Source organism: Streptomyces sp. NPDC005752, assembly GCF_040630715.1.
GTDB lineage: Bacteria > Actinomycetota > Actinomycetes > Streptomycetales > Streptomycetaceae > Streptomyces.
In genome coordinates, this window is record NZ_JBEXYB010000005.1 from 140,194 (window position 1) to 157,370 (window position 17,177).

General features: G+C 70.6%; 16 protein-coding genes, 2 tRNA genes and 3 pseudogenes. 7 read left to right on the top strand and 14 right to left on the bottom strand.

The genetic code is table 11. From position 1 onward, the window contains the following. Positions 1-399 precede the first annotated feature (399 nt). Entirely contained in the window at positions 400-972 is a 573-nt protein-coding gene (locus ABZ441_RS06405) for an HIT domain-containing protein (protein WP_358969037.1), read from the bottom strand. Positions 973-1,038: 66 nt separating this feature from the next. Here ABZ441_RS06405 and ABZ441_RS06410 point away from each other — a divergent pair, with 66 nt between their 5' ends. Beyond that, positions 1,039-1,716 carry a potassium channel family protein gene (locus ABZ441_RS06410; RefSeq protein WP_358969039.1) on the top strand — a complete coding sequence of 226 codons (678 nt, stop codon included), beginning with the start codon at positions 1,039-1,041 and terminating at the stop codon, positions 1,714-1,716. A gap of 33 nt (positions 1,717-1,749) precedes the next feature. Here the strand turns inward: ABZ441_RS06410 and thrS are convergent, their stop codons facing one another. The 3 genes from thrS to ABZ441_RS06425 all read right to left on the bottom strand — a co-directional run bounded on the left by thrS (position 1,750) and on the right by ABZ441_RS06425 (position 5,662). After that, the gene (gene thrS / locus ABZ441_RS06415; protein WP_358969041.1) at positions 1,750-3,726 is read right to left on the bottom strand and encodes a threonine--tRNA ligase; all 1,977 of its coding nucleotides are present in this window, start codon (positions 3,724-3,726) and stop codon (positions 1,750-1,752) included. Between the two features lie 98 nt (positions 3,727-3,824). After that, positions 3,825-5,066 (bottom strand): hypothetical protein, encoded by a 1,242-nt coding sequence (locus ABZ441_RS06420; protein ID WP_358969043.1) that lies wholly within the window; start codon positions 5,064-5,066, stop codon positions 3,825-3,827. Beyond that, positions 5,066-5,662: a DUF4365 domain-containing protein gene (locus ABZ441_RS06425; protein WP_358969045.1), complete on the bottom strand. Its 597-nt coding sequence runs from the start codon at positions 5,660-5,662 to the stop codon at positions 5,066-5,068. The genes ABZ441_RS06420 and ABZ441_RS06425 overlap by 1 nt, the downstream gene beginning before the upstream one ends. 194 nt (positions 5,663-5,856) lie before the next feature. Between ABZ441_RS06425 and ABZ441_RS06430 the strand changes: the two genes are divergently transcribed. Beyond that, the gene (locus tag ABZ441_RS06430; protein ID WP_358969047.1) at positions 5,857-6,582 is read left to right on the top strand and encodes a 3'-5' exonuclease; all 726 of its coding nucleotides are present in this window, start codon (positions 5,857-5,859) and stop codon (positions 6,580-6,582) included. A gap of 62 nt (positions 6,583-6,644) precedes the next feature. On the opposite strand, the gene ABZ441_RS06435 is transcribed toward ABZ441_RS06430, so the two are convergent. Both ABZ441_RS06435 and ABZ441_RS06440 read right to left on the bottom strand, forming a co-directional pair. Next, positions 6,645-6,716 (bottom strand) — tRNA-Val (locus tag ABZ441_RS06435). Positions 6,717-6,755: 39 nt separating this feature from the next. Further along, positions 6,756-7,202 carry an SRPBCC family protein gene (locus ABZ441_RS06440; protein WP_358969049.1) on the bottom strand — a complete coding sequence of 149 codons (447 nt, stop codon included), beginning with the start codon at positions 7,200-7,202 and terminating at the stop codon, positions 6,756-6,758. Between the two features lie 93 nt (positions 7,203-7,295). Here ABZ441_RS06440 and ABZ441_RS06445 point away from each other — a divergent pair, with 93 nt between their 5' ends. Then, a complete protein-coding gene (locus ABZ441_RS06445) occupies positions 7,296-9,737 on the top strand; it encodes a hypothetical protein (RefSeq protein WP_358969051.1) in 2,442 nt (813 codons plus the stop codon). On the opposite strand, the pseudogene ABZ441_RS06450 reads toward ABZ441_RS06445, so the two are convergent. Further along, positions 9,734-9,820, bottom strand: a pseudogene (locus ABZ441_RS06450) (hypothetical protein); the annotation flags it as partial. The gene ABZ441_RS06445 and the pseudogene ABZ441_RS06450 sit on opposite strands and share 4 nt — an antisense overlap. Positions 9,821-9,887: 67 nt before the next feature. Here ABZ441_RS06450 and ABZ441_RS06455 point away from each other — a divergent pair. Together ABZ441_RS06455 and tnpA are read left to right on the top strand one after the other, a co-directional pair. Continuing rightward, positions 9,888-10,309, top strand: a pseudogene (locus ABZ441_RS06455) (transposase); the annotation flags it as partial. A gap of 5 nt (positions 10,310-10,314) precedes the next feature. After that, positions 10,315-10,667 (top strand): annotated as a pseudogene (tnpA, locus tag ABZ441_RS06460) (IS200/IS605 family transposase); the annotation flags it as partial. 93 nt (positions 10,668-10,760) lie between these two features. On the opposite strand, the gene ABZ441_RS06465 reads toward tnpA, so the two are convergent. The 6 genes from ABZ441_RS06465 to ABZ441_RS06490 all read right to left on the bottom strand — a co-directional run bounded on the left by ABZ441_RS06465 (position 10,761) and on the right by ABZ441_RS06490 (position 15,296). After that, positions 10,761-11,309, bottom strand: coding sequence for a hypothetical protein (locus tag ABZ441_RS06465; RefSeq protein ID WP_358969229.1), 549 nt, complete (start codon positions 11,307-11,309; stop codon positions 10,761-10,763). Between the two features lie 48 nt (positions 11,310-11,357). Next, complete coding sequence (locus ABZ441_RS06470) at positions 11,358-12,218, bottom strand: carbohydrate ABC transporter permease (protein ID WP_358969053.1); 861 nt, start codon at positions 12,216-12,218, stop codon at positions 11,358-11,360. Next, a complete protein-coding gene (locus ABZ441_RS06475) occupies positions 12,215-13,207 on the bottom strand; it encodes a sugar ABC transporter permease (protein WP_358969231.1) in 993 nt (330 codons plus the stop codon). Before ABZ441_RS06475 ends, ABZ441_RS06470 begins: the two co-directional genes overlap by 4 nt. A 10-nt stretch (positions 13,208-13,217) precedes the next feature. Beyond that, positions 13,218-14,504 carry an extracellular solute-binding protein gene (locus ABZ441_RS06480; RefSeq protein ID WP_358969055.1) on the bottom strand — a complete coding sequence of 429 codons (1,287 nt, stop codon included), beginning with the start codon at positions 14,502-14,504 and terminating at the stop codon, positions 13,218-13,220. Positions 14,505-14,713: 209 nt separating this feature from the next. Continuing rightward, positions 14,714-14,785, bottom strand: a tRNA-Val gene (locus tag ABZ441_RS06485). A 55-nt stretch (positions 14,786-14,840) separates the two neighbouring features. Beyond that, positions 14,841-15,296 (bottom strand): TIGR02611 family protein, encoded by a 456-nt coding sequence (locus tag ABZ441_RS06490; RefSeq protein ID WP_358969057.1) that lies wholly within the window; start codon positions 15,294-15,296, stop codon positions 14,841-14,843. A 190-nt stretch (positions 15,297-15,486) separates the two neighbouring features. On the opposite strand from ABZ441_RS06490, the gene ABZ441_RS06495 reads away from it, so the two are divergent. Beyond that, positions 15,487-15,900: an SsgA family sporulation/cell division regulator gene (locus ABZ441_RS06495; RefSeq protein ID WP_003959770.1), complete on the top strand. Its 414-nt coding sequence runs from the start codon at positions 15,487-15,489 to the stop codon at positions 15,898-15,900. A gap of 386 nt (positions 15,901-16,286) precedes the next feature. Further along, positions 16,287-16,844, top strand: coding sequence for a CGNR zinc finger domain-containing protein (locus ABZ441_RS06500; RefSeq protein WP_358969059.1), 558 nt, complete (start codon positions 16,287-16,289; stop codon positions 16,842-16,844). An 82-nt stretch (positions 16,845-16,926) separates the two neighbouring features. Here the strand turns inward: ABZ441_RS06500 and ABZ441_RS06505 are convergent, their stop codons facing one another. After that, the gene (locus ABZ441_RS06505) at positions 16,927-17,154 is read right to left on the bottom strand and encodes a hypothetical protein (protein WP_358969244.1); all 228 of its coding nucleotides are present in this window, start codon (positions 17,152-17,154) and stop codon (positions 16,927-16,929) included. Positions 17,155-17,177 lie beyond the last annotated feature (23 nt).

The window sequence follows — 17,177 nt, forward strand, 5'->3', positions numbered from 1 at the left end:
GACACCGACTGGCCTCGGATACTCGCCCTGCACGAGATCCTGGAACACGTCGGGCCGAACCCGATGGTCTCCCTGAACCGCGCGGTCGCCGTCGCCATGGTCCACGGACCTGAACCAGCCCTGCTGTCTCAGTCCCCGAGGAACCACAGGTAGAGGTGCCGTCCGTCGAGAACCGTCCGGCCCAGGTCCAGAAGCTCACGCGCGAACTCATCCGTGACCACGCCGGGAGGCAGGCGCGGCACTTCCGCCAGCAGGGTTGCGCGCGGCAGGTGCCGCGCAGCGGTGTGGGCGGCCGACGCCCCGGGCCCACAGCTGTGATCTCCGTCGGACGACTCGGCCGGTCCCGAGCCGGCGTGCCCCGGGGCGGCGTCGAGCGCCGCACCGGGGACGGTGAAGGGCTCAGACCGACGGCAGCACGGCCGGCCACACCCCGGCCAGCATCGTCCGGGTGTCCCCCAGCAACTGCGGGAGCACCTTCGTGTGTCCGACGACCGGCATGAAGTTGGTGTCACCGCCCCAGCGCGGCACCACGTGCTGGTGGAGGTGGGCGGCGATGCCGGCACCGGCCTCCGCGCCCTGGTTCATCCCTATGTTGAAGCCGTGCGCCCCGGAGGCTGCCCGCAGCGCGACCATGGCCCGCTTGGTGAAGTCGGCCAGCTCCGCGGTCTCCGGGCCGTCGAGCTCCGTGTAGTCGGCGACGTGCCGGTAGGGCACCACCATCAGGTGCCCGCCGTTGTACGGGTACAGATTGAGCACCGCGTAGACCTTCTCGCCTCGCGCGATGATCAGGCCGTCCTCGTCCGACTTCGACGGGATCTCGCAGAACGGACAGCCGTCCCCGGCTCCCGGGCCGCTCGGCTTGCTCTCACCCTGGATGTAGGCCATCCGATGGGGCGTCCACAGGCGCTGGAACGCGTCGGGCGTCCCCACCCCGATCTGCTGCTCCGGCTCACTCGTCATGCCCGTCAGCATATTGCGTCACTCCCGCCGCGCGTGTCGCCGGGGCCGACCCCGCAGGTCCAGGGCGATGCTGACGCCATGAGTGACCGCACCACGGCCCCCGACCCCGACCGGCTGCAGGACTGGGAGCAGCGCACCGAGGTACCGCTCTTCGTCGCGTCCGTGGTCTTCCTCACCGGATACGCGGTCCGCGTCCTGGCCCCCCTCGGCGCCCAGCCCTGGCGCGACATCGCCCTCGCCCTCGTCGCCGCCACCTGGTTGCTCTTCGCCGTGGACTACGGTGTACGGCTCCGGCTCAGCGGCCAGGGCCGGCGCTTCCCGCGCACCCACCGGCTGGACACGGTCGTCCTCCTGCTGCCGCTGCTGCGCCCGCTGCGCGTGGTCCAGATCTACCAGGTGGTCCAGAAGCGCAGGGAGCAGCCACGGCTGAGCCTCTACGCACGGGTCATGACGTACGCGGGCCTCACGACCCTGCTCCTCGGCTTCTCCGCCTCGCTCGCGGTCTACCACCAGGAGCGGGGGGCGCCCGACTCCACGATCCGTACGTTCGGGGACGCGGTGTGGTGGGCGTGCGCGACGCTCACGACGGTGGGCTACGGGGATGCCGTACCGGTCACCCTCGGCGGGCGGATCGTCGCGACGGGGCTGATGGCCTGCGGGCTGGCGCTGCTGGGGGCCGTGACGGGGTCCTTCTCGTCGTGGCTGCTCCAGGTGTTCACCCGCGAGGACGAGAAGGGGCCCCGGGAGGGCGCGTAGCTCTCCGGGGGCCCCTTTCGCGGACGGCAGGGATCACACCTGCGCGCGGCGCTCCACCACGTCGGCGAGCTTGGCGATCGCCTCGTCACGGGCGATGCCGTTCTCCTGCGAGCCGTCGCGGTGGCGGAAGGAGACCGTGCCCGCGTTCATGTCGTCGTCACCGACGATGATCATGAATGGGACCTTGGCCTTCTGGTGGTTCCTGATCTTCTTCTGCATCCGGTCCGAGGAGGCGTCCACCTCGACCCGGAGCCCCTTCTTCCGGGCCTCCGCGGCGAACTCCTGGAGGTACGGGATGTGGGTGTCGCCGATCGGGATGCCGACCGCCTGGACCGGGGCCAGCCAGACCGGGAACGCGCCCGCGTAGTGCTCCAGGAGCACCGCGAAGAAGCGCTCGATGGAACCGAACAGTGCGCGGTGGATCATGACCGGGCGCTGCTTGGTGCCGTCCGGGCCGGTGTACTCCAGGTCGAAGCGCTCCGGAAGGTTGAAGTCGAGCTGGACGGTCGACATCTGCCAGGTGCGGCCGATGGCGTCCTTGCACTGGACGGAGATCTTCGGACCGTAGAACGCGGCGCCGCCCGGGTCGGGAACCAGCGGAAGCCCCTGCTTCTCAGCGACCTGACGCAGCGTCTCGGTCGCCTCGTCCCAGGTCTCGTCGGAACCGACGTACTTCTCCGGATCCTTGGTGGAGAGCTCCAGGTAGAAGTCGGTCAGGCCGTAGTCGCGCAGGAGGTTCAGGACGAACGTCAGCGTCCGGTCCAGCTCCTCCGCCATCTGCTCCCGGGTGCAGTAGATGTGCGCGTCGTCCTGGGTGAAGCCGCGCGAGCGGGTGAGGCCGTGGACCACGCCCGACTTCTCGTAGCGGTACACCGTGCCGAACTCGAACAGCCGCAGCGGCAGTTCACGGTACGAACGTCCGCGCGCGTCGAAGATGAGGTTGTGCATCGGGCAGTTCATCGGCTTGAGGTAGTAGTCCACCCCGTCGTCGAGCTGCATGGGCGGGTACATGCCGTCGGCGTACCAGTCCAGGTGGCCGGACTTCTCGAAGAGCTTGCCCTTGGTGGCGTGGGGGCTGTAGACGAACTCGTAGCCCTCCTCCTCGTGGCGGCGCCGCGAGTAGTCCTCCATGGCCCGGCGGATGACGCCGCCCTTGGGGTGGAAGACCGCGAGACCGGGTCCGATCTCGTCGGGGAAGGAGAAGAGGTCGAGCTCGTTGCCGAGGCGGCGGTGGTCGCGCTTGGCGGCCTCCTCCAGGAACTCCAGGTGCGCCTTGAGCTCGTCCTTGGTGGGCCACGCGGTGCCGTAGATGCGCTGGAGCATCGGGTTCTTCTCGCTGCCCCGCCAGTACGCCGCCGCGTTCCGCATCAGCTTGAACGCGGGGATGAAGCGGGTGGTGGGCAGGTGCGGGCCCCGGCAGAGGTCCTTCCAGCAGAGGTCCCCGGTCTTCGGGTCGAGGTTGTCGTAGATGGTCAGCTCGCCGCCGCCCACCTCGACGTCCGCGCCGTCGTCCGTGGACGCGGAACCCTTGATGCCGATGAGCTCCAGCTTGTACGGCTCGCCGGCGAGCTCCTCGCGGGCGGCCTCGTCGGAGACCACCCGGCGGGAGAACTTCTGTCCCCGCTTCTGGATCTCCTGCATCTTCTTCTCGATGGCCTTGAGGTCCTCGGGCGTGAACGGCTTCTCGACGTCGAAGTCGTAGTAGAAGCCGTCCTTGACCGGCGGGCCGATGCCCAGTTTGGCCTCGGGGTGGAGCTCCTGCACAGCCTGGGCCATGACGTGCGCGGTGGAGTGCCGCAGGATGTTCAGGCCGTCCTCGGAGGAGATCTCGACGGGCTCGACGACCTCGCCGTCCCTGAGCTCGTACGCGAGGTCCCGCAGCTCGCCCTCGACCCGTGCGGCGACGACGGTGCGCTGCCCGGGGAAGAGCTCGGCGGCCGTCGTGCCCGTCGTCACCACGTGCTCTTCCCGCTCGGAATCGCGTTGGATGATCACACGGACGTCTGACACCGGTCTCTCCTGACTGAGGGGGTGCGTCGCATTCCTCCTGCGCGCGCAAGAGGAATCGTACCGAGCCCGGGGCCCTCGACGCGAAAGGGATACCCGCGCTACCCCTCCTCCCCCGTGCAGGCCTCCTCGAAGAAGTCCACGTTCTCGTGGAGCGACTTCATCAGCCGGTCCCGCTCGGCCTCGTCGACCTGGACCGGTGCGACCTGCGAGGCGCCGCTGAGCCGCCGGAATCCGGCCCGGCCCTCCAGCCGGCCCTCGACCCGCAGCGGAAGCCCGACCAGATGGGCGTGCCCGGCGATCCGGTAGGCCTCCTCGTCGAGCTCGATCCGCACGTGCGCGACCTCCGCTCCGGCCAGCACCCGCAGCCGGACGACGCCGGGACCGCGCGGTCCGGAGCGGCGCAGCCGCACGACGGCTCCGGTGATCCTGACGGCGACGGAGGGCTCGTCCTGCAGGTAGCGGACTCCCGCCAGCCGGAGTGCGGGTAGGTCGCCGGGCGAGAACTCCACGGGCTCGGGGCTCGCGGGGCAGCCTGCGGGTGTTCCGGCCGCGGGTGCCCAGGCCAGGGTGATCCTGGTGCCTTCCGAGCCCCGGACGAGGGCGACGACCGCCTCGGTCAGTTCCCGGCTGACCCCTGCGGCGACAGCGGCGTCGAACGCCTCCATGCCCCCGGTGGCGCGCTGGTAGTCGACGGCTTCCCGGGCCGCGTGCAGCGCCGAGTAGAGCTGTACGGCGACGGCTCGTCCCGTGGCGACCGGGACGAACGCGGTGAGCCCGCGGCCGTCGGCCGCGGGCCCGACGAGGGTGCCGTCCAGGGCGCTCCGGGCCTTCCTCCGGTGCCGGGCGCCGTGGTAGCCGGCCCGGCCGCGTGCGGCGAGGGATCCGGCGAGGAGGATCTGCCGGGCGGCCGTACGCAGCTGGTCCGCGCCGGTCCAGTCGGCGGCTCCCGGGGTGCTCTCGGGGACGTCACGCCACCAGCGGATCTCGTCGCTGGGCACGGTGAGGGCGACGAGGATGTCCCGGGCCGACGGAACGGCGCTGCGGGCGAGTGCGGCCAGGGCTTCGGCGACCAGGTCCTCGCTGTCGGGGAAGCCGGCGGTGTCCGGCACGAGCAGGCTGGTGCCGGACGTGAGGGGGCCGGGCGGGACCCAGCGGTTGTAGTGCCCCCGCGCGCCTCCGCGCCGGTGCCAGCCGTGCCGGCGCAGCAGCGCGCCGAGAACGGCCGGGTCGAGGCCTGCGGCGTCGGGCACCGGCCCGGGGTCCGCGGCGTCGGCGTACGGGTGGGCCCGGCCGTCCGCCGGGACCGCCCCTCCGGTGGGCTCGTCCATAGACCGGTGCATCAGGGTCTCCCTCCCGCCCCGACTCGGGCCATGATGTCGCAGAGTGCGCGGTCGTCGAAGATCCGCGAGGTCGGGATCCGCACGGTGGTCCGGTGCCTGCCGGTCACCGGGTGGCCGGCCAGATTCGTCCAGTAGCAGCAGTGGCGCAGGTCCAGCCCGTCGTGTCCGGCCCGCAGCCAGTCGTCCTGGCTGCGGGGCACGAGCATCACGACCAGGATCTTGTGCACCGACACGGGAGTTCTCGCGAGCTTCACCAGATGGGCGTTGTCGAGGGTGAAGGAGAAGGAGGCTCCGGGTGGGTGCGGGGGGATCTGGTAAGTGCATTTGAGCTGCACCTTGACGGTCACCTCGTCGTCGACGGTGTGGTCGGGGGCTCCGTGGCTGACGTGCCAGTCGATGCCGTTGTCGGGAAAGGGCTGCGAGAGTGAGCAGCCCGCTGCGGCTGCCACCGCGTGGAGGTATCCCACCTGGAGGGTCTCCATGCAGGCGGTGGTGGCGAGTGTGCCGCGCAGTGGTGTGTTCCGCTGCTGCGGCGGCTTTCCCCCGTGGTCCTCGGTGCGGGCGGGACTCCCTGGGGTCGGCTGCGCGAGCGCCATGGCTCCGTGCCTTCCGGGCTGTGCCGACCGGTTGCCCGGTCTCCGCTGGCGGGCTGGTCAACTTCCGTGCCCGTCACCAGTGTTGTCACCGCAGGAGCCGGGCCGTAAACGGCGTATCCGGCATAGGGTGCGGGTATCACCGAACCGGGCAGAGGAATCTGGCCATCTGCCGCGCAGGCGCGAGGAGTTCGGGGATGACGCATTGGTTCGAAGGGCCGTTGGCTGCTTTTGACACCGAGACGACAGGCGTGGACGTCGAGGAGGACCGGATCGTTTCGGCCGCTCTCGTCGTCCAGGACGCGGCGGGCGGACGGCTCCGCGTAACCCGCTGGCTGGTCAATCCGGGGATCCCGGTGCCTCCCGGCGCCACCGAGATCCACGGGCTGACCGACGACCATGTACAGCGCAACGGCCGGTGGCCCGCTCCGGTCGTCGAGGAGATAGCCCGGGCGCTGGCGGAGCAGTGCGCGACGGCACGGCCCCTGGTCGTGATGAACGCCCCGTTCGATCTGACGCTCCTGGACCGGGAGCTCAGACGCCATCGGGCGTCGTCCCTGGCCGGCTACCTGGGCGGCAAGCCGCTGTGCGTGCTGGATCCGCGGGTGCTGGACAAGCACCTCGACCGCTACCGCAAGGGCCGTCGCACCCTGACCGACCTGTGCGGGCTGTACGGGGTGACGCTGGACGGCGCCCACGACGCCGCGGCGGACGCGGCGGCGTCGCTGGAGCTGGTCCGGGCGGTGGGCCGGCGGTTCTCCGCCCGCCTGGAGCGGCTGTCACCGGCGGAGGTGCACTCGCTGCAGGCGGTCTGGCACGCGGCCCAGGCGCGCGGGCTGCAGGCGTGGTTCGAGAAGAACGGTGCGCCGGAGGCGGTCGATCCGGCGTGGCCGCTGCGTCCGGAACTGCCGGCGGCGGCCTGAGCGGCGGCCGGGTACGCGAAAGCCGGTCCGTCGACGACTCCGACGGACCGGCTTTTCCCGGGTGGGCGATACTGGGTTCGAACCAGTGACCTCTTCGGTGTGAACGAAGCGCTCTCCCACTGAGCTAATCGCCCGGGAACGGGTTGAACCATACAGGGCTCGACGGCCCCGGTTCAAACCGTTTGGAGCCATGCCCTCAGCCCGCGTCGCCCGGCGCGCATCATCAGTGCGTGGTTGGCACGGAAGACGAGACGCCCGGGGACGGCGAGCCGGCGCAGCACCGCCCTGCGTACGTCGGATTCCTGCTCGTAGACGATGCGGCTGCCGCCGTGGTGCGGGGCGACGGTCCAGCGGGCCCATCCTTCCAGGTCGCCGCTCATCACCGCCTCGAGTGTCCGCGCGACGGGGTCGCTGCGGCGCTGCCGCAGTGTCATGACGAGGTCGTACGGGAGGACCGAGCGGATGCGCGCCGTGGCGGCGGTGTCGTCGACGCGGTCGACCACGCGCACCTGGGGCCACCAGCGCGGGTAGTCCTCGGCGCGCTCGAGAGCGGCGTACACGGTGTCGGGCGGCGCGGGCAGGTCCCACACGTTCCTGAAGCGGTAGTGGTTCCAGTCCATGGATCCAGTCTGCGCGCAGGGGACCTACTCAGCCACGGAACTGAGTATCCGGACGCATGCACGAGAGGTGTGGCCACCGCCACACTCCCGTACATGAGACATGTGCCGCCGCCCGCCGAGGAGTTGGCCCTCCTCGACCACGAACTGGCCCGGCTGGACGCCCGCCGGGCGCAGCTGCTGACCCGTCGCGCCTGGCTGCTGAACGTGCTGCGCACGCCGGCCGCGCCGTCGCGGCCCCCGGCGCCTGCCGCTCCGTCCGCAGCCCGGCCGTACGCACACGCAGGCCCGCCCGCCGCCCGGCCGTTCACCCCGGCCTCCGCCCCCGCGCTCGGCACGCAGAACGTGCTGCTCGTCCTCGGTGGGCTGCTGCTCACGGTCGCAGCCATCGCGTTCACCCTCTTCAGCTGGGGCGAGATGGGCATCGCGGGCCGCTCGGCGGTGCTGGCGGTGGTGACCGCGGGCGCTCTGGTGGCGCCCGCACTGCTGCTGGGCCGGGCGCTGCCCTCGACGGCCGAGGCGGTGGCGGCTCTCGCCCTGGTGCTGACGGTGCTGGACGCCTTCGCGCTCCACGCGGTCGCGGCGCCGGGGACGGACGGGCGCGCGTTCGCCGCGCTCGCGTCGGCCGTGCTGGCCGCGGTGTGGAGCCTGTACGGCCTGCTGCTCGGCCGGCTGCGGGTGCCGTTGCCCGCGGCCGTGGTGGTGGGCCAGCTGCCACTGGTGTTCGCCGCCTGGGCCATGGGGGCGTCCGGGACGGGCTTCGGCTGGGCGCTCATGGTGACGGCGGCGGCGGACGTCGCGGTGGCGTCCTGGGGCCGAGGGCTCGCGGTACGGATCACGGTGTTCGCGGGCGCGTTGCTGACGGGGCTGATCTCGCTTGCACTGGCTCTGGGCCTGTCCGTGTCCGCCGACAGCGTGTACGGGGCTGTGGGGCCGGGCGCGCTGCTGCTGGCCGGAGCGGTCGTGGCGGTGGCCGGGGCCTGGCGCGCGCCCAAGGAGCCGGCGGTTCTCGGGGGTGTCGTGGGGGGCCTCGCGGCGGTTGCGGCGGTGGGTGGTGTGCCGGGTGCCGGGCTGCCGTGGGACAGGGCGGTCGTGGTGTATCTCCTGTGCGGAGCGGCCCTGTCGCTCGTACTGCGGTTGCGGGGGGTCCCGCGCCCTGTCGTGTGGGGTGTCCTGGCCGCGTCGGCCTCGGTCGTGGCGGGCGCGGTGCTGTGGGCGGCGCCCGTGGTGGCCGCTGTGCTGCTGGGACCGGTGTCCGTGACGGCGGGGGTGTGGTCCGGTGCGCCGGAGGGGTTCCAGGACGCGCTTGGGCTCACGGTGTCGTGGTCGGATTCGGCTTCCTCCCCGGTGGTGCTGATCGTGGTCGCGGGGCTGTCGGCCGCACTGCACGTCAGGTGGCCGCGGGCACTCCCGGAGAAGGGGCGGCGCGCGGCGGCGGCGTGCGCGGCGGTTCTGGGCTGGTGTGCGGTCCTGGCGCTGCTCGCGGTGACGGACGCGCCGTACGCGGTGGCCCTGGGCGTGGAGCTGCTGCTGGTCGCGACGCTGCTGGCTCTCGCGGTGCGCCGCGCGACCGACGCGATCGCGGTGACCTGCCTGGTGTGCGCGCTGGTGGGGGCCGGCAGCGTGGGGCTGCTCGGGCTGGCCGCCGAGCCCGCGACGTACGCGGTGTCCGGGGCTCTGGTGGTCCTGTTCGCGGCCTCCGCGGCCGGGTCCCGTGTGCCGGCCGTGCGCGCGGTGCTCGCCTGCGCCTCGGTGCTGTGCGCGATCGCCGTCACGGGAGCCGTGGGCGCGTCGCTGGGGTGGAGCGCCCCGCACACCGCCCCGCTGGTGCTGGTGGTGACGGCGGCGACGGTGCTGCTCGGGGCACGGCTGGAGGCGCCTGTCGTCGCGGTCTCGGTGGAACTCGTGGGCGCGTTGGCCGCGGTGGTCGCCGTGGCTCTGGCTGTGACGGACCCGCCGTTCCTGTCGCTGGTGCTGGGGTTGTGCGGGGTACTGGCCGCGGCCACGGCGTCGCGGCCGGAGCGCCGGCGCGTGGCGGGGTATCCGGCGGCGGCCCTGTTCGTGGCGGCGGCATGGGTGCGGCTGATGGCCTCGGGGGTGACGGATCCCGAGGCGTACACGCTGCCGGTGTCCGTGGCCGCTTTCGCTGTGGGCTTCGTGCGTCGCCGCAGGGATCCGGCCGCCTCCTCGTGGGTGGCGTACGGCCCCGCCCTGTCCATGACGATGGTGCCGAGCCTCGTGGTCGCCTGGGGTGATCCGCACTGGCTGCGGCCTCTGCTGCTGGGTGTCGCAGCACTCGTGGTCACGCTGGTGGGCGCCCGGCTGCGGCTCCAGGCGCCGCTGGTGCTGGGCGGTTCGGTCCTGGCGCTGGACGGGCTGCACGAACTGACCCCCCATGTGGTCCAGGTCTTCGACGCCCTCCCCCGCTGGGCGCCTCCGGCGCTCGCCGGGCTGCTGCTCCTCGCGGTCGGTGCGACCTACGAGCAGCGGCTGCGCGACGCGCGCCGGGTGCGGGAGAGCTTCGGCCGGATGCGTTAGGGCATCCTGTCGCCGACCAGCGCGAGGTTCTGGATGGCCGCCAGGCCGTAGAGGGCGGTGGTGTTGGTGCTGACCCAGGCCGCCTCACTGCCCTGTACGGGTCCGGTCGGCCCTACTCAGACATAAACCAACTATTTCACGCTGGTTGCCATGCAGCTCGGGTACTCCGTCCGGATGTACCCGAACGGTCCGCAGCGCTCGGCGCCGGCCAGGGCGTTCGGTGCTCGCGGGTGGTCCATGACGATGCGCTCCGCGTTCGTGAGACAGCCCGCACGGCAGGACTGCCGTTCGTTACCTCGGCCGAGCTGTCGAAGCGGGTCACGGCAGCGAAACGGACCGAGGCGCGGGCCTGGCTGGGCGAGGTGTCCGCCGTCGTGCTGCAACAGTCCCTCCGGGACCTGGACACCACTTACCGCAATTTCTTCGACGGCCTCAAGGGCAAGCGCCCGCGTATGGGCGCACCCCGGTTCAAGAGCCGCAAGGACAACCGGCAGACCGTCCGGTTCACCGCGAACGCCCGCTGGAAGATCACGACCGGCGGAGACCTGTCCTTGCCGAAGATCGGCGACGTGCGGGGGTTTTCGTGACGAAGTACCGGCACAAGGTCTTCACCGACACCCACTTGCGGCGCATGGAGGAGATCATGAGGGCGGTCGCGGAAGGCTTCGAGTGCGAGATCGTCGAGTTCAACGGCGAGAACAACCACGTCCACCCGCTCGTGAACTTTCCCCCGAAGGTGGCCCTGTCCAAGTTGGTCGACAGCTTGAAGGGCGTCAGCTCACGCAGGCTCCGCCAGGAGTACCCGAACTCGTGCGGCACTACTGGCGGGCGCAACGATTCTGGTCCGGCTCGTACTTCGCCGGGTCGGTCGGCGGGGCCCCGCTGTCGATCGTCCGTCAGTACATCGAGCAGCAAAATCGTCCGCTGTGACCTGCGGGTCGGAGCACTTCTGAGAATCGCTTCACCACCGCCCTGAGGGGCGGTGCATGTGCGGATTCGGGACAGGGAACGAACAGGAGCGGGTCAGCGGGAGAGTCGGCGCGCCCGCACCGCGGTGGCCGCGGCCGCGACGGCCCCGAGGACGGGGACGGCCAGCGGCAGCACCAGCGCGCCGGACAGCACGACGACGGCCATCCCGCAGACGAGGAGGAGGGAGCCGGCCGGGTCGAGCACCGTGGTGCGGCCCGCCTCGGCGAGGAGGGTGCGCCAGAGTGCGCCGGGCTCCCAGGCCGAGGCGGCGCGCAGGACGGCGACCAGGAGACCGATCGTGGCGAGGATGCCGACGGCACCCACGAAGGAGCCGCCCGGCAGCCCGGCCCGGACGGCCGCCAGGTCGAGCACGAGCAGGGCCGCGGCGGCCCAGACGGCCGCGCCGACGATCCACCCGCCGCGGACCGCGGTCCGGACGTCCCCGGCGAACTCGCGCAGGCCGCCGTGCTCACCGGCGAGGTAGCGGCGCAGGTGCCGGGTCCCCGCGGCGAAGGCCGCGGGGAAGGTGACCAGGGGCAGGGCGGCCACGGCGATCCAGACGCCGACGAGCAGGCATTCGGAGAACAGCGCGAAGCGGTCCATGACGCGCGAACGCCCGTTTGGGGTGCGGATCTTCGTCGCCACGGCGCTTCAGCCCTTCAGGCCCGAGGTGGCCATGCCGTCGATCAGGTACCGCTGGAATGCCACGAAGAAGGCCAGCACCGGGAGCAGGGCGACCAGCGACATGGCGATCATGCCGCCGTAGTCCGCCACCGCGTCCTGGTCGATGAACATCTTCAGCCCCATCGAGACGGTGTACCTGTCCGGCTCGTTGAGGTAGAGCAGGGGACCCATGAAGTCGTTCCAGGCGTTGATGAACGTGAAGATCGCGCTGGTGACGAGCGCCGGCCGGCAGAGCGGCATGACGATGGACCAGTAGGTCCTCAGGTGCCCACAGCCGTCCAGCCGCGCCGCCTCGTCGAGCTCCTTGGGCAGCCCGCGCATGAACTGCACCATCAGGAAGACGAAGAACGCGTCCGTGGCCAGGTACTTGCCGATGAGCAGCGGCGTGAAGGTGTTGATCAGCTCCAGCTTCTGGAAGAGGACGTACTGCGGGATGATCAGCACGTGGTACGGCAGCAGGAGGGTGCCGATCATGACGGCGAACATGGCGTTGCGGCCGGCGAACCGCACCTTGGCGAAGGCGTAGGCGGTCAGCGAGCAGGACAGCACCACGCCGATCACGGAACCGACGGCTATGTACGTCGAGTTCAGGAAGAACGTCGAGATCGGGATGTCCGCGATGCCCTCGGTGAGGCGGGTGTAGTTGTCGCCGATCGGGTCGGCAGGGAACAGGTCCAGGGCGCCGATGATCTCGGCACTGGGCTTGAACGAGGCCCCGATCGTCCACACCACCGGGTAGAGGACCACGGCGAGGATGACGAGCGCGCCGAGGTGCCAGGCGAGTGCGCCGGGACCCCGGCGCCGTAGGGCTGCTGTCAGGGGGCTCATCGGCCGCCCTCCTCGTAGTGCACCCAGCGCTTCTGGGACCGGAACAGAACGGCGGTGACCAGACCGACCGCGAGCAGCAGCAGCCATCCCATGGCCGAGGCGAATCCCATGCGGCTGTTCACGAAGCCTTGTTCGTACAGGTAGCAGGTGTAGACGAGCGTGGCGTCGGCCGGTCCGCAGCTGCCGTTGCTGACGATGTAGGCCGAGCCGAAGATCTGGAACGAGTGGATGGTCTCCAGCAGGACGTTGAAGAACAGCACCGGCGAGATCATCGGCAGGGTGATGTGGAAGAACCTGCGCCAGGGGCCGGCTCCGTCCACCTCGGCCGCCTCGTACAGCTCCCGCGGAACCTGTTTGAGGCCGGCCAGGAAGATCACCATCGGCGCGCCGAACTGCCAGACCGTGAGGGCGATCAGCGCGTAGATGATCATCGCCGGATCGCCGATCCAGCCGCCGGCCTCGACGCCGAACACCTTCTGCGTACGGTCGACGATCGCGTCGTCCGAGAACAGCGCGCGCCAGACGATGGCCGCCGAGACGCTCGCCCCGATCAGGGACGGGGCGTAGAACGCCGCCCGGTAGAAGGACTGGCCCCACCGCTTCTGCGCGAGCAGCATGGCGACGGCGAGTGCCGCGGCCAGCTTGATCGGGGTGCCGATCAGCACGTACCAGGAGGTGACCTTCACCGACTGGCGCCAGCGGGGGTCGGCGAACATGTCGGTGAAGTTCTGCAGGCCGATCCAGCGCGGCGGTTCGAACAGGTTGTACTCGGTGAACGACAGGTACAGCGAGAACACCATGGGGCCGGCGATCAGGAACAGGAAGCCCGCGATCCACGGCGACATGAAAAGGTAGCCGGCCAGGTTCTCGCCGCGGTCCCGCCGCTTCGGGGCGGCGGGCGGCGCGTCTTCTCGGGGACCGGCCCGCTTGGCCGCGGAGCGGTCGTCCCGGGCGGCGAGTGCACCCGGGGAGGGGTGGGTGTGAGTCACCACGGTCCTCTCAGTTCGAGGCGAGGGCGGTCTTCGCCTCGGAGAAGAACTGCTTCACGGAGTCCTTCGGCGAGGTCTTGCCCAGTGCCAGGTCGGCGCCGATGCGGAGGAAGGCCGCCTCGATGACGTCCGCGCCCGCCGGGTGCGGGGTGATCGGCTCGAGAACGCCCGCCTTCGCGATGGCGGTCTCGTACGCGGCGATCGCCTTGCTCGGGGCGTCGGCGGGCTGGAAGGCCTCGAACTGCGCGGTGGTGGCGGGCACGCCGCGGTCGTATCCCATGATCCGGGCGACCTCGGGGTCGTGGGTCATGAAGCTGATGAAGGTGGCCACCTCGGCGGGGTGTCTGGTCCGCGCCGTGCCGCTCAGCATCAGCGACCCCAGATACTGGCCGGTCTTCCTGCCGTCGGTGCTCGGGATGGGCGCGAGGCCGTAGCTGCTCCCACCCTCCGCGCTGTAGCGGACGGAGAAGTTGTCCCAGGTGAACTCACCGGCGGACAGGCCCTTGGCGGTCGCCGAGGCGGGCTTGATCTGCTCGACCTTGTTCGGGTCGGCGTAGAGCCCCGCCTTGACCCGCTCGAGGGCCTCCGTCCAGTACGGCAGCAGCTCGGCCTCGCCGAAGCCCATGCCGTTTTCGGTGAAGAAGGCCTTGCCGTTCTGGCGCAGGATCAGGTCGTAGAGGTACATCACGCCGTGGGGTCCGGCGTCACCGGCGATCTTCTGCCCGCTCCTGATCTTCTGGAGACCGGCGTACCAGTCGTCCCACGTCCAGCCGATCTCGGGCGCGATGCCCGCCTTCTCATACACCTTCTCGTCGATGACCAGGGCCATGGAGTTGCTTCCGACCGGCACGCCGAGCAGCTTGCCGTCGATCTCGGCGAACTTCTCCAGCCCGGAGCGGAAGCCGCCGAGGTCGAGGTTGCCCTTCTCCACCTGGGGGTTGAGGTCCAGGAGGACGTTCTTCGCCTCGTACTTGCGCAGGAAGGTCACGGCGTTCTGGATGACGTCGGGGGGGTTGCCGCCGGCCGCCTGGGTGTTGAACTTCTTCCAGAAGTCCGGGTACTGCTGGAAGTCCGTCTTCACCTTGATCTTCGGGTGCTTCTTCTCGAAGAGGCCGACGCAGCTCTGGATCTTCTTGGCGCGGTCGTCCGCCCCCCACCACGAGTGCCGGATGGTGACCGGACCACCGGAACCGCCGCTACCGGAGCCGCAGCCTGCAGCGGTCATGCCGACACCCGCCGCCGAGAGGCCGGCCAGCTTCAGCAGCTGTCGCCTGTCCATGCCGTTGTTACGAGACATAGCTCGCCCCCACCGTTCGCATTGAATCGTTTTAGAAAGCGCTTGCCGGGTCAAAGTAAGGAGCGGCAACGGGCGCGTCAACGGTTAGGACGAAATTTCGGTGGCCTGACGACGGGCCGAACGGGCGGCACAGGTCGTGGCGCAGGGCGCACGCGGGAACGCCGATGGCCCGGAAGCTTCATTGAAGCTTCCGGGCCATCGGTCCGGGGTGGGCGATACTGGGTTCGAACCAGTGACCTCTTCGGTGTGAACGAAGCGCTCTCCCACTGAGCTAATCGCCCCGGCGGCAGAGCAAACATTACCCCATGTCAGCGGCGCCCCCGGACCACCTCCGGGTCACTCCTCGATCTTCCAGGGCATCACCACGCCGAACTTCCAGACGTAGATCCCGACCAGCACCGCGATGATCACGAGCCCCACCGCGGTGAGGACGATGTTGCGCCGCCGGACCTTGGGGTCGAGCGCACGCTGGGCGGCTTCGGTGACCTTGCGCCGGGTCCAGCGCAGGACGAGCTGCGCCCAGACGAACTCGGTCGCCCAGATCGCCATGCCACCGAAGATCACCAGCCATCCGGGGCCGGGCAGGGGCAGCATAACGACGCCGGCCCCGACCACGGCGAGACCGACCACGAAGATCCCGACCTGCCAGCTCAGGTGCAGCACCCTCGATCCCTTGATGAACCCGGGCGCCCGCGAGCCCAGCTCACGCTCCGCCGTCCGCCCGTCCCCCGCAGCGGAACCAGGGGCCACCGTGGCGGCGACCTCTTTCCGCTCGTCACTCTCCGCGTTCATGAAGCCCAACCTACCGGAACCGCGATCGTCACCGGAATGGACGCATGACGCAAAGTTACACACCGCTGTACGAGCGACCCGAAGCACGACAAATAGGTCAGAGGGGTTTACAACGCCACCGTAGGTGGCATGTCGATTTCGCCGACGTGCGAATCCCCGAGCGCACACTGAGCGAAAGGCCCTGGCGCTTATGAACACCACGGTCAGCTGCGAGCTGCACCTGCGCCTCGTTGTGTCGAGCGAGTCGTCACTGCCTGTACCCGCGGGCCTGCGGTATGACACGGCCGATCCCTATGCCGTGCACGCCACCTTCCACACCGGAGCGGAGGAGACGGTCGAATGGGTTTTCGCCCGTGACCTCCTTGCCGAGGGGCTGCACCGGCCCACCGGCACCGGAGACGTCCGCGTCTGGCCATCACGGAGTCACGGTCAAGGCGTCGTCTGCATCGCACTGAGCTCCCCGGAGGGCGAAGCCCTGCTGGAAGCCCCGGCGAGGGCTCTGGAATCGTTCCTGAAGAGGACCGACGCCGCAGTCCCACCGGGCACCGAGCATCGTCACTTCGACCTCGACACGGAGCTCTCGCACATCCTGGCCGAGAGCTGAGCCAGGCAGAGAGCTGCGGGACGCCGTCCGACTCGGGGCGACGGCGTCACGCGGACAACCTCATAGGGCAGACACCGGCGCCGTCGCCGCGGAACCCACCGCGGCGGCGGCGCCGCTGCGCGGTCCCTGCCGCCCGCACCACCAACGCCACCTGTGCCCGCCGCCTTCCATACCACCGGCACCACCCGCACCCGACGCCCCCCATCATCGCCGGAGCCGCCCCCGAGGCCTCCAGGAGGCCACCACAGGCCCCGACGGCGTACGGGACCGGGAAAGGGGCCCAGCCCTCCCCCTCGGGCCGCACCGGGCCCTGAGCGCCTTCGCCGAGACAGTAGAGTCAGCCGCCATCGGCGGACGCCCGTCCGCCGGAGGCCAGGGAGCGAAGCGTGCTGATCCCCCACGACACCCGGATCGCCCTCGAAACGGTGGTCGATCTGGTGAACACCGCACCGGAGAGCGACGCGGGCGACGGGCTCGCCGAGCTCCCGGCGCTCTACGCCTTCGCGGAGCGCCATGACATCAGCGGTGTCGGAACCCTCGGCGAGAAGGACCTGCGCGCCGTGCAGGACGTCCGGGACCGGTTCGCCGAGATATTCGCGGCACCCGACGCCCGCACCGCGGCGGACCTGGTCAACGGCCTGGTGGCCGCCGCCGGCACCACGCCGCAGCTCACGAACCACGACGGCTACGACTGGCACGTCCACTACTTCGCGCCGGACGCCTCCGTCGCGGACCACCTCGCGGCGGACTGCGGCATGGCGCTGGCCTTCATCGTCGTGGCCGGCGAACAGGAACGGCTGCGGCGCTGCGAGGCCCCGGACTGCCGGGACGCCTTCGTCGACCTGTCGCGCAACCGTTCCCGCCGCTACTGCTCGAGCCGCACCTGCGGCAACCGGCTCCACGTCGCCGCCTACCGGGCCCGGCGCCGGGAAGCGGCGCGCTGACGGCCCTCACGCCCGTCGAACGGCCGGCGGCCGGGGGGCGGCCGGCTCTCCGGCACGACGGGCGTCCAGGTGGACCGGCCGTTCACAGGAAGAAGAGATCGTGCAGGGCCGCCATCAGCAGCAGGCCGCCGACGACCGTGAGGAAGATCATCAGCGGGGGCTGGGAAAGGGCGAAGAGGCAGCCACGCGGCTCTTCGGCAGGGGGTGCGGGGGCATCGCCCCGGGAGGTGTCCACCATCTCGTAGCGATCATGACGCAGAGCAGCCGCGTTGGCGATCAACAGACGCTTCGGCAGGGCTGGTTCACCCACTCCGGGATGAACGCGATTCGCTC